Origin of the sequence: Erwinia sp. V71, assembly GCF_965644245.1 — a bacterium.
Taxonomy (GTDB): Bacteria; Pseudomonadota; Gammaproteobacteria; order Enterobacterales; family Enterobacteriaceae; genus Erwinia.
The window spans coordinates 25,137-36,547 of sequence record NZ_CBFFRK010000033.1 but is presented as its reverse complement, the minus strand read 5'-3'; the positions used below and the strand labels follow the sequence as shown (position 1 = coordinate 36,547).

12 protein-coding genes and 1 pseudogene are annotated in these 11,411 nt (G+C 55.0%); 5 read left to right on the top strand and 8 right to left on the bottom strand.

Going from position 1 to position 11,411, the window contains the following annotated elements:
• From ACSZO1_RS09790 to ACSZO1_RS09775, 4 genes are all read left to right on the top strand, one after another.
• Positions 1 to 268, top strand: a 268-nt coding sequence (locus ACSZO1_RS09790; protein ID WP_437611972.1) for a hypothetical protein, incomplete at its 5' end; no start/stop codon positions are given.
• Between the two features lie 79 nt (positions 269 to 347).
• Positions 348 to 1,250, top strand: a complete 903-nt coding sequence (locus ACSZO1_RS09785; RefSeq protein ID WP_437611970.1) for a LysR family transcriptional regulator — start codon at positions 348 to 350, stop codon at positions 1,248 to 1,250.
• Between the two features lie 85 nt (positions 1,251 to 1,335).
• Positions 1,336 to 3,081, top strand: a complete 1,746-nt coding sequence (locus ACSZO1_RS09780; protein WP_437611968.1) for a lysophospholipid acyltransferase family protein — start codon at positions 1,336 to 1,338, stop codon at positions 3,079 to 3,081.
• Between the two features lie 288 nt (positions 3,082 to 3,369).
• A complete protein-coding gene (locus ACSZO1_RS09775; RefSeq protein ID WP_437611966.1) occupies positions 3,370 to 4,419 on the top strand; it encodes a serine hydrolase domain-containing protein in 1,050 nt (349 codons plus the stop codon).
• A 16-nt stretch (positions 4,420 to 4,435) separates the two neighbouring features.
• On the opposite strand, the gene pdxY is transcribed toward ACSZO1_RS09775, so the two are convergent.
• From pdxY to anmK, 5 genes are all read right to left on the bottom strand, one after another.
• On the bottom strand, positions 4,436 to 5,296 hold the full coding sequence (gene pdxY, locus ACSZO1_RS09770; protein WP_437611964.1) for a pyridoxal kinase PdxY: 861 nt from the start codon (positions 5,294 to 5,296) through the stop codon (positions 4,436 to 4,438).
• An 81-nt stretch (positions 5,297 to 5,377) separates the two neighbouring features.
• Positions 5,378 to 6,652, bottom strand: coding sequence for a tyrosine--tRNA ligase (gene tyrS, locus ACSZO1_RS09765; RefSeq protein WP_437611962.1), 1,275 nt, complete (start codon positions 6,650 to 6,652; stop codon positions 5,378 to 5,380).
• A 133-nt stretch (positions 6,653 to 6,785) separates the two neighbouring features.
• Entirely contained in the window at positions 6,786 to 7,442 is a 657-nt protein-coding gene (gene pdxH / locus ACSZO1_RS09760) for a pyridoxamine 5'-phosphate oxidase (RefSeq protein WP_437611960.1), read from the bottom strand.
• Positions 7,443 to 7,509: 67 nt separating this feature from the next.
• Positions 7,510 to 7,824: an MliC family protein gene (locus tag ACSZO1_RS09755; protein ID WP_437611958.1), complete on the bottom strand. Its 315-nt coding sequence runs from the start codon at positions 7,822 to 7,824 to the stop codon at positions 7,510 to 7,512.
• 3 nt (positions 7,825 to 7,827) lie between these two features.
• Positions 7,828 to 8,949, bottom strand: coding sequence for an anhydro-N-acetylmuramic acid kinase (gene anmK, locus ACSZO1_RS09750; protein ID WP_437611957.1), 1,122 nt, complete (start codon positions 8,947 to 8,949; stop codon positions 7,828 to 7,830).
• A 287-nt stretch (positions 8,950 to 9,236) separates the two neighbouring features.
• Between anmK and slyB the strand changes: the two genes are divergently transcribed.
• Entirely contained in the window at positions 9,237 to 9,704 is a 468-nt protein-coding gene (slyB, locus tag ACSZO1_RS09745) for an outer membrane lipoprotein SlyB (protein WP_437611955.1), read from the top strand.
• 52 nt (positions 9,705 to 9,756) lie between these two features.
• On the opposite strand, the gene slyA is transcribed toward slyB, so the two are convergent.
• The 3 genes and pseudogenes from slyA to ACSZO1_RS09730 form a co-directional block, all read right to left on the bottom strand.
• On the bottom strand, positions 9,757 to 10,194 hold the full coding sequence (slyA, locus tag ACSZO1_RS09740; RefSeq protein ID WP_437611953.1) for a transcriptional regulator SlyA: 438 nt from the start codon (positions 10,192 to 10,194) through the stop codon (positions 9,757 to 9,759).
• Positions 10,195 to 10,532: 338 nt separating this feature from the next.
• A pseudogene (gene sodC, locus ACSZO1_RS09735) lies at positions 10,533 to 11,055 on the bottom strand (superoxide dismutase [Cu-Zn] SodC).
• A 98-nt stretch (positions 11,056 to 11,153) separates the two neighbouring features.
• Complete coding sequence (locus ACSZO1_RS09730; RefSeq protein WP_437611951.1) at positions 11,154 to 11,393, bottom strand: DUF1289 domain-containing protein; 240 nt, start codon at positions 11,391 to 11,393, stop codon at positions 11,154 to 11,156.
• Positions 11,394 to 11,411 lie beyond the last annotated feature (18 nt).

Here is an 11,411-nt window from a genome sequence, read left to right as displayed (position 1 = left end):
GATTCAGGCAACCGTCTGTGGTGTTTGCAGAGCTAAGATTGGCGGCTTAGCGTTGCACTTCGGAGTTGAATCCGCCATTGTCATTTCGAATCCACCGTATCATGTTTCCTGCCTGAAAAAAGACAAAAGAGATATCGGCAAAGGCGGACTAATAGTTAATAAGATTTATGTATATTCAGGCGACATTTTGAAATTACATTCATACCTCTTAACTAAGTCACTGTTTCCAAATCATTGTGAGATACGCAGAGCAGTGTACTACCGATGATGAATTTTCTTTGCGGCAACGCTATCGCACATGCCAGCAGGAGGTTATGCTCTTCCGGTTGTTTTAGTCAGGAGATGTGATGAACAATCTGGAAAATCTGACCGCCATGGTAATTTTTGCGCGGGTAGTGGAAACCCTCAGCTTTACCCAGGCCGCGCGCTCGTTACGGTTGTCGAAATCCTCCGTCAGCCGCGAAATCGCCCAGCTGGAAGTGCGGCTTGGCGCACAGTTGCTGCAGCGCACGACACGCAGCATCGAAGTGACGGAAACCGGCGTCAGTTATTACCAATATTGCTCACGCATTCTTAATGAAGCGAAAAGTGCGGAACGCTTTATCCGTATTCTGCATGAAGAGCCGATGGGCAATTTACAGCTGATGGCACCGGTGACGTTCGGCTGTCAGTGCGTGGTGCCGGTACTGAACAGCTTTATCAGCGGCAATATTCATGTCAGTGTCGATCTCGACTTAACTGACAGGCCAGTGAATATGGCGGAAGATCCGTATGATGTGGCGATTTTGATTGAGCGTGATGCGCCTGATTATCCGCAGGTCAGACCGCTGGTGGATATTACCTGGGGGCTGTACGCCACGCCGGACTATCTGCGCCAGTTCCCGCCGATTGAAAAACCGCAGGATCTGCCGCGCTACGACTACATTCTGTTCCGTGGTCCGGCGCATACCATCTCACTGCCCTTCCGCAAAGAGAAACAGAAGCTGGATATCGACGTGCGCAGCCGTTTTCGTGCCAATAACAGCGTAGCGCTGTTAAGCTCGGCGCTGGCAGGCAGCGGTATTGCTTATCTGCCCGATTATATGACCCAGGAGGCGCTGGCCAATGGCAAACTGATCCGCCTGCTGCCCGGCTGGCGGATGGATACTTACCATGCCTGGATGCTGGTGAAGGAGCAAAGCAGCCTGTCGCCACATGTGCGCCGCTTTGCCAGTGCATTGCAGGAAAGGCTGCGGCGGGAGATGAACTGAGTTCTTCGCATGATTGTCATCGCACAGTAATCAAACCGTCATGCGGGCTGATTACTGTCGCGATAAAACATCCGGAGAAAAGCCCGTGTTTACTATCGAAACTGTATTGCATGACCTGAATCCCCACCGCACTACCCCTGGCTGGCAAAAAAGCATTCTGCGTTTACTCCTCAACGAAAAAGAATTTCAGCAATTCAACCAACGCAACCGCCACCTGAAAGGGCTGGATATGGTCGAGCAGGTACTGGAATACCTCGATGTCCGCTGTGAACTGAGCGAACGCGACCTGGAGCAAATCCCCAGTCAGGGACCGGTGGTGATTGTCGCCAACCATCCGCTGGGCACGGTCGATGGTATGGCGCTGCTGCATGCCGTGTCGCAGGTACGGCGCGATGTCAAAATCGTCACCAATCGCCTGCTGAACTGCCTTGAATCACTGCGCAGCCTGATGGTGCATGTGGATAATATGGGCAACCGCACCAACCGCCGCCAGGTGGAGCAGATGCAGGATCAGCTGGAAAACCAGGGCGTACTGATTTTCTTCCCGGCAGGCGAAGTCTCACGCTTTGGCAGCAAAGGGATTAAAGATGGTAAATGGAGCCACGGTTTTATTCGTCTTGCCGCCCGCTACCGTGCGCCAGTGGTGCCGATTCATGTTTCCGGCCGCAACAGCAGCCTGTTCTACCTCACCTCGATGGTTTACCAGCCACTGTCGATGCTGCTGCTGGTGCGCGAGATGTTTAAACACCGCGGCACACGGCTGAAACTGAAAATCGGCGCACGGATTCCTTATGCCAGCTGGCATGACGGCCATACACCAGCAAAAGAGCTGGCAGCACGCTTCCGCCGTCATCTGTACCGTCTCGCCAGCGGAAAATCAGCGCTGTTCCAGACTGAACCGGCGATTGCGCGTGCGGAAGATCGTGCGGTGCTGAAACGCGCACTGGCTGAATGCGAAGTGCTGGGCAAACTGCCTGACGGCAAAGTGATCTATCTTTACCGCCGTAACGGGGAAGATTATGTGCCGATTCTGCGTGAACTGGGTCGTTTGCGCGAAATCGCTTTCCGCGCGGTCGGTGAAGGCAGCGGGAAACGTCGTGACCTCGATGATTACGACGACGACTATTATCACCTGATCCTGTGGGATCATGAGGCACTGGATATTGTCGGCGCTTACCGCTTCCTGCCGACGGCGGAGCAGCTGGAACGTAAAGGCGTGGATGGCATTTACAGCCAGAGCCTGTTCCACTATGACCACCAGATGCACCCGGTGCTGATGCAGGGTATTGAGCTGGGACGCAGCTTTATCCAGCCTGCCTACTGGGGCAAGCGTGGTCTCGACTATTTATGGATGGGGATTGGTGCTTACCTGGCGAAATACCCGCAGTACCGCTATCTGTTCGGGCCGGTATCGATTTCTGGCGGCCTGCCGCTGGCGGCGCGCGATCTGCTGGTGGCCTTTTATCGCCTCTATTTTGCCCCGTCTCTGCCACTGGCGACTTCACGCCGCCCGTACCCGACGTCACTGCCTTCGGTGCTGGCGCAGTTTACCGGCGATAACTATCAGGAAGATTTAAAACGTCTTAAGCGGCTGCTGAGTAACCTCGGCACCGGTATTCCGCCGTTGTATAAACAATACTCCGAGCTCTGTGAGCCGGGCGGCGTACAGTTTATCGACTTTGGCAGCGACCCGGATTTCAATAACTGTATCGATGGTCTGGTACTGGTCGACCTGACACAGCTGAAAACCTCACGTTATGAGCGTTATATTGCGGTGCATCTTGCTGATAGCGACAGCACGGATGCGATGCCTGAGCGCCTGGTGTCATAAGTTTTCATCCGATTTTGCCGGGGCATACCCGTTGCCCCGGCATCTGCCGCATGATGCGTAATGTGAAGTCCGCTGGTACTGCTGCCTCGCTTTTATTGTTACCTTTAGTCGGCATTATCACTTGCCAATGCGCCAAACCTGAACAATATTTAAGCTATTGTTTCCACACTTTATTACACCATAACGCCTGATACCGTGTATAAAGCCTCTCTTCTTTGTTGCTGCCTGTTAAGCAGCAGCTGTGCACTCACTGCCAGCGATAACACGACGACAGCAAACCAGCCAATAATGCTGGCTGACTGTCCTGCACCTTTACCACAGCAGGTCAATGCGCTGGTTAGTCCCTTAATGCACAATCAGCAGACTCGCGGCGTCGCCATTGGTGTACTGACATCCAATGGCCAGCGCCATATTTTTAGTTACGGTGTCACAGGTGACACGCAGAATACGCCAGTCAGCGGTAATACACTGTTTGCCGTCGGTTCACTCACGAAGAGTTTTACCGCGGAAACCCTGGCGCTGCTGGCTGAACGGGGAGAACTGGGCTGGAACGATACGCTGCAGCAACGCGTGGGGGATAAAATATGGCTGAGCAATGATGCACAACGCATCACCCTGCTGCAGCTTGCCACTCACAGCGCCGGGCTGCCACCACAAGGCGCCAGCAATGCACCTTCCGATGAGAATATCGACAGCGGTGACTTTCTGGAGTATTTCGGTGAATTCAACACACCCCCACAGCCTGCTGTGACGGAATCCAGCCTCGGTTATGCAATGCTTAATCTGATTATTACCCTGCACAGCCTGCGTACCGTGCAGGATATCGCCAGCCAGCAGATTATCGCACCACTCAAGCTGCAGCACACCGGCTACCAGCCGCAAACGTTACCCGGTTATCTGCAGCGGGCAGTCGGCCATCACGGCAATTCCCCCATCGCAGTACAGAACAGGCCGTTCTCCGGCTATATGGTGGCGACCAATGGATTGTGGTCCAGTGCTAATGACCTGCTCACGTATCTGACAGCGCATCTTTATGGCAGCGGCGATCGTGCTCTCGATCGTGCTTTTGCCGACGCCACCCGTGTACACCCGACAGCCGGTGATGCTACCGCGCTGGCATGGCGCAGTCAGCGTATTAACGGGCAGACGATTGTTTATCAGTCAGACAGTAGTGGTGGCTTTAGCAGTTACATCGGCATGAATTTACAGCGGAAGGATGCGGTGGTAGTTATGCAGAACAGTTCCGCCAGCCAGAATAATATCGGGCAATCCCTGTTGCTGAGTCTGGCGGCAGAGGAGAATTGTGGTACAACAGGCAGCAAAAAACAGGGGCGATAATCATCGCCCCTGCTCGTTACAGCTTCACCGCCGCAAAGTGCTGCTGCGGATTAGCAATTCCTTCCTGCGCCGCCACCAGCTGCAATTCATATTCACCCATCTCATGGGTTTTAATCATCACTTCATACACCGCCGCAGTGACATGTTCCAGCGCCTGCTGCAACGGCACGCCATGCAGCAGATTGACCAGCAGCAGACCGCTGGTTAAATCGCCGACGCCGACCGGCTGCCGCACACCGAAATCCACCAGCGGACGACTGATATGGAACGCTTCCTCTGCGGTGACCAGCAGCATTTCAAAACGGTCACTGCGATAACCCGCGCGTGACAGGTGCTTCACCAGCACCACTTTGGGTCCTTTGGCGATGAGATCGCGCGCGGCACTCACCGCCTGCTCAACGCTGGCGATAGTTTGCCCACTCAGCATTTCCAGCTCCAGCAGATTAGGCGCGACAATGTCACTGGCTGGCAGCGCGGCTTTGCAATGAAACTCCGCCACACCCGGCGCAACGATGCAGCCCTTTTCCGGATGTCCCATCACCGGATCACAGAAATACCACGCATTCGGGTTAGCGGCTTTCACCTGGCTGACAATCTGCAGGATATGTTCACCCTGCTCGGCGGAACCGAGGTAACCACTCAGCACCGCATCACAGGTTTTCAGCCGATCGATATCGCCAATCCCTTTAACAATATCAGTCAGATGTGATGCCGGCATCACCGAACCCGTCCAGTGGCCGTACTGGGTATGATTGGAAAACTGTACCGTATTCAGCGGCCAAACGTTTGCGCCCATACGGCGCATGGGAAATTCAGATGCACTGTTGCCAGCATGCCCGAATACCACATGCGACTGGATAGAAAGGATATTTTTCATTATCGGAACCTGCACAGCCTTGCCAAAGAAGAGGAGCGAGGGGGCGAGGTTACCCGCGCCCCGGGGACATCTTGCTATTATTTATTTCCAGCTCACCAGGCAGTAGTGCTTCTTGCCACGGCGCAGCAGGGTAAAGCGGCCAAACAGCTTGTCGCTGTCGCTGAAACGGTATTCCGCATCAGACTGTTTCTCACCGTTGACGGTGACCGCATTTGAACCAATCATGGTACGCGCCTGACCACGGGAAGGCACCAGCTCAGCATTCACCAGCGCCTGCTGCAGATCGTCTTCTGCTGCCAGTTCAATGGTCGGCATGCCGTCCTGCGCCAGCTGCTCGAAGTCCGCTTCGGTCAGTTCACTCACCGCACCCGAGAACAGGCTCTGGGTGATGCGCTGTGCAGCCTGCAAACCTGCATCGCCATGCACCAGACGGGTCACCTGCTCTGCCAGTACATACTGCGCACGCGGGGCTTTACCGCTGTTTTTATCTTCTTCTTCCAGTGCATTGATCTCTTCAATGCTCATAAAGGTGAAGAATTTCAGGAAGCGATAGACGTCAGCATCCGCGGTATTGATCCAGAACTGGTAGAACTTGTACGGGCTGGTTTTCTTCGCGTCGAGCCACACTGCGCCACCTTCGGTTTTACCGAATTTGGTGCCATCTGCTTTGGTGATCAACGGCACGGTCAGACCAAATACCTGGTTCTGGTGCAGACGACGGGTCAGATCGATACCGGAGGTGATGTTGCCCCACTGGTCGGAACCACCAATCTGCAGTTCAACCTTGTGGCGCTCATTCAGGCAGGCGAAGTCATACCCCTGCAGCAGGTTATAAGAGAACTCGGTGAACGAGATCCCTTGGTCGTCACGATTCAGACGCTGTTTCACCGCTTCTTTGTTAATCATCTGGTTAACAGAGAAGTGTTTGCCGATATCACGCAGGAAGGTCAGCACATTCATGCCACCGAACCAGTCGTAGTTATTCGCGGCAATCGCGCTGTTATCGCCACAGTTAAAATCGAGGAAAGGGGCAACCTGGTTGCGGATCTTTTCCACCCATTCATTAACCGTGTCAGTGGTATTCAGTTTGCGTTCTGCTGCTTTGAAGCTTGGGTCGCCAATCAGACCGGTCGCGCCACCTACCAGCGCAACAGGTTTGTGTCCGGCGTCCTGAAAGCGTTTCAGGCAAAGCAACGGCACCAGATGCCCCAAATGCAAGCTGTCAGCGGTCGGATCGAAGCCGCAATAGAGTGCGATTGGCCCTTGCGCCAGTCGTGCTGCTAACGCATCCTCATCCGTTACCTGGGCGACAAGGCCCCGCTCTTGCAATTGTTTAATCAGGTTACTGCTGGCCATCAAAGACTCCATGTAGAAACGACTGCACCTATGCTGGTACACAGCTTTCCGCTGACTCGCGGAAGAAAATCGGCATATAGAATAAAGCGCTGACGCCCGTAGCACCAGCGCTTATCAGGGAGATTTGGCAAATTTAAGGTGCAAGACGGTCGATTTTCCAGCCTTCGCCGTCACGCTGGTAGATAAAGCGGTCATGCAGACGGTGTTCACCGCCCTGCCAGAACTCCATCGACTCGATTTTAATGCGGAATCCGCCCCAGAAGCTCGGCAGCGGGATCTCTCCCTGCTGGAATTTCTGTTTCAGTTCGAGGAATTTACTTTCCAGCACGCCACGCGCCGAGATTCGGCTCGACTGTTTTGATACCCAGGCGCCAATCTGACTGTCACGCGGGCGGCTGTGGAAATATTTCATCACCTCCAGCGCCGACAGTTTCTCCACGCTGCCCAGCACCATCACCTGACGCTCCAGCATATGCCACGGGAACAGCAGACTGATGCGCGGATTGTGCTCCAGTTGCTGCGCTTTGCGGCTGCCCAGGTTGGTGTAAAACACCATACCGCGTTCATCGTAATGTTTCAGCAACACGATGCGCTGATACGGCTGTCCGCGCTCATCCACCGTCGCCACACTCATTGCGGTGGCATCAGGTAACTGAGCCTCGCAGGCCTGACGCAACCAGTTCTCAAACAGCGCCAGCGGTTGCTCTGGCAGATCTTTACGGCGCAGCCCGCCACGGGTGTATTCACGGCGCAGATGGGCAATCTGTTGCAGGTTATCGCTATCAGTCATAAAAAGGCTTCAGATAAAAACAAAGGGTGCAGCCATTGTGCGCTTCACCCTGATGAACTTCAACGGGTTAACGGGCGGACTGTAACAGGCAGTCGCTGATAATGATGTTGTCATTGCGCTGAATAAACGCGCCATCGCCTTTCGACCAGAACGTGTAGTGGCCGTCACTGTAACGTGTCCCGGATGCAGCAGGTTGCTGCTGCAACGTCAACGCTTCGCCATCGAGAATCAGACTGACCTGCTGTTTGCTGTTGTTCAGCTTCACGGTCAGCGGCAAAGTGCCGCAGGTATAGTGCAGCGTCTTCATCTCATCGGCGGGCTGGCGCAGGCCGCAGCCTGCCAGTAAGGTCAGCGTTGCCGCGGCGATAATGAATTTTTTCATCATTTACTCCTTATACAGAGGGTTGGCGGGGAAGATCGCCCCCAGCACACTGGCACGGCTGGCACCGGTCACCGATGGCAGGTTGCCCGGCAAACCAGACAGGGTGCGATACGCCAGCCAGGCAAACGCCAGGCCCTCCATATCGTCACCGCTGATCCCCATCCTGTCGGTGGTGATGACTTCAATGCCCGCCAGATGTGCCGCCAGGCGCGCCATTAACAGCGGGTTACGGCCACCGCCGCCGCACACCAGCAGACGGTCACAGCCGCCGCTCAGCAGCACCTGTTGCGCAATCGTGGTGGCAGTAAGTTCCACCAGCGTGGTCTGCACATCCTCTGCCGCCAGCCCCGGCATGGCCTGCAGATGCTTCTCCAGCCAGCCAAGGTTAAAGTATTCACGTCCGGTGCTTTTCGGTGCCGGCAGCGCAAACCAGGGGTCGGCGAGCATCGCCTGCAGTAAAGGCGTCACCACCTGCCCACTGGCAGCCCATGCGCCATCTTTGTCATAGCCTTCACCACGCTGGCGCCAGATCCAGGCATCCATCAGCATATTGCCGGGGCCGGTATCATAACCACGCACGGGTGTACCCGGGATCAGCAGCGACAGATTGGCGATACCGCCAATGTTCAGCACCATACGTCGTTCGCTGGCATGCATCAGTAAGGCCTGATGAAATGCCGGCACCAGCGGTGCGCCCTGGCCACCGAGCGCCATATCACGCCGGCGGAAATCCCCCACTACCGTAATCCCGGTGGCCGCGGCGATTTGATTGTTATCGCCAATCTGCAGGGTATTTGGTGCGTCGCCAAGCGGTTCATGCCACACCGTCTGACCGTGGCAGCCGATGGCAGTAATATCTGACGCCTCCAGTCCTTGCTGCTGCATCATGGTGAGTATCGCCTCGGCAAACAGACGACCCAGGCGGGTATCCAGCTGTCCCAGTTGTGACAGCGTGAGTGACTGTCCCTGACAAATCGCCAGAATTTGCTGGCGTATGTCAGCCGGAATCGGATGGCTGTAGCTGGCCTGCTGCGCCACCATCGTCTGGTCGATTGCCGCCAGCACCACATCCACCCCATCAAGGCTGGTGCCGGACATCACGCCAATAAAACGTCCTGATTTCATTTACACGCCTTATTTTTGAGGCCGCAGAGCACGCGGCTTTGCTTCAGTCTGGCAAAAATAATCCGCTAATCCTATGATTAGTTATCGTTTTTTGACGCAGGTAGCGCTTTTTCAGCCGATTCTGCCATTTTACGACGCTGATTGAATATTGGTTTATCCGCTGCCCGCTATGCTGCGCGCGTCGCCTTTTTCGATTAAAATCCGTATCAGGCCAGACTTGTGCCATATACTATGGTTATGGCGGGCTGCCCTCAGGCGCAAAGATTAAGTAATTAAGGAGCTTCACAATGATCAAGCGTTTATTTGTCGTGGCATTAGCCGGGATGACGCTGGCGGGATGTACCAATACAGACACCCTTTCCGGTGATGTATACAGTGCCTCTGAAGCCAAACAGGTTCAAAGCGTTTCTTATGGCACCCTGGTTTCTGTGCGTCCGGTAAAAATTCAGGGCGGTGATGAAAATAATGTGATTGGTGCCATTGGTGGTGCGGTACTGGGTGGTTTCCTCGGTAACACCATCGGCGGCGGCAGCGGTCGCAGCCTCGCTACCGCGGGTGGCGCCGTGCTGGGTGGCGTCGCAGGCCAGGGCGTACAGGGTGCGATGAATAAAACCGACGGTGTGGAACTGGAAATTCGTAAAGACGACGGCAATACCATTCTGGTGGTGCAGAAGCAGGCCGCCAGCCGTTACTCTGTTGGTCAGCGTGTGATGCTGGCATCGAACGGCAGTCAGGTTACCGTTTCTCCGCGCTAAACGCGCAACATAAAAAAACCGGCGTCACTGACGCCGGTTTTTTCTCTACTGTCTATTCCGCTTTCCGGTGCAGATCCAGAATATTCTTTTCCAGCCGCGCAATCAGCGTCACCATCTGATTGATCTCTTCACGTGAGATACCGGCAAGAATATCATCGCGGGTGGCATCAATAACATGCTCCACTTCGCTGATAATCGGTTCTGCTTCCCTGGTCAGCTTGATGCGTTTGGCACGACGATCGTTGGCGCAGGTACAGCGGGTGATCAGTCCTTTTTCCTCGAGCTGGTCGAGCGTTCTCACCAGTGAAGGTTGCTCAATACCAATTGCTTTAGCCAGCTGAATCTGAGACTGCTCTGGCGGCAATTGATGAATGTTATGCAGTGTGACCCAATGCGTTTGGGTGAGCTCCAGCGGCTTAAGCCGTTGATCAATCAAAGCGCGCCATATGCGCACCAATCGTGCCAGGTACGTTCCTAGTGGCGTATCCATTTCATCTCCTTATAATTAGCTTGCTAGCTATCAAGCTTGATTCTAGCCTATTCTGCGAGTTTACGGGACAAAATACAAATTCCCGGCTAACACTCTGTGTCAGCAGCGTGTAAATCCGTCTGCCTCGTAGGCCTCGCGCGGAATAGCTTCGCCTGCCAGCTGCTTCATTTCCTTATGTTGTCGCCTCATAGGTTGGGCTGATCGGCGTCAACAACCTATTGCACCACAAAATATCGCACAGGGAGTTAAACGAAGGGTAAATAAATCGCGGGAGAACTCATGATCGGGAGTGATGGTACAGAAACTGACCCGCACAGCAGTGTGCGGGTCATGGCAGATCACTGAATAACGCCGCAGGCAAGGCGTTCACCGCCACCGCCCAGTGGCTGAGGATGATCCGAGTGATTATCACCGCCCGCATGCACCATCAGCGCTTTACCGGCGATTTGTGCCAGATGCTTAATTCGCGGTGCCAGCAGCGGATAGGTTGCGTTGCCATCACTGGTGACCACCAGTGCCGGCAGATCGCCTAAATGCCCTTCCTGATAAGGTCCGAGGTGCTTAGCGGTCTTGCCGGGATCAAGATGGCCGCCTGCGGCTCCCGCCGCCACGGTTTTCCCCCCCGGTGGTGGCAGGTTCACAGCTGCCATTGGCATGAATATGGAAGCCGTGTACACCGGGCGGCAGGCCGTGTAAATCAGGCATGAACTCCAGCCCATAGGCGGTTTCCGTAATCGTCACCTGCCCGATGGCGTCGCCCGTTCCCTGCGGCGTCACCTGGTGCAGTTCGACCTTCTCACTGGCGGCCTGTGCACCAGCACAAACCAGCAGCGCTGCGGCTGCTAACGTATAACCTTTCATTGTCGCTCCTTTACAGGGTTACCAGACCCACTAAGCCTGGTTGCTTTTGCGCGCAAGGGGCAACAAAAAAAGCGCATTTCATTCTCTGGCGCAGCCCGCTAAAACAGCGATGGCTGATCTGTCTCCTGCGGCGGCTCGTGCTTTCCGGCACGTTGCAGGCGCAGCAAACGCTGGCGGCACAGACGCAGCACCTCGCGTTTTTGCGCGTCAGTGAATTTCATCCAGTGAAAGCGTTCATCGCGGCTGCGCATGCAGCCACGGCAATAGCCGCGATCATCTGCCTGGCAGATGCCCCGGCACGGGCTTGGCACCGGGAAAAACTCAAGCTGCTCGGCCACCTGCACTCCTGATTAACA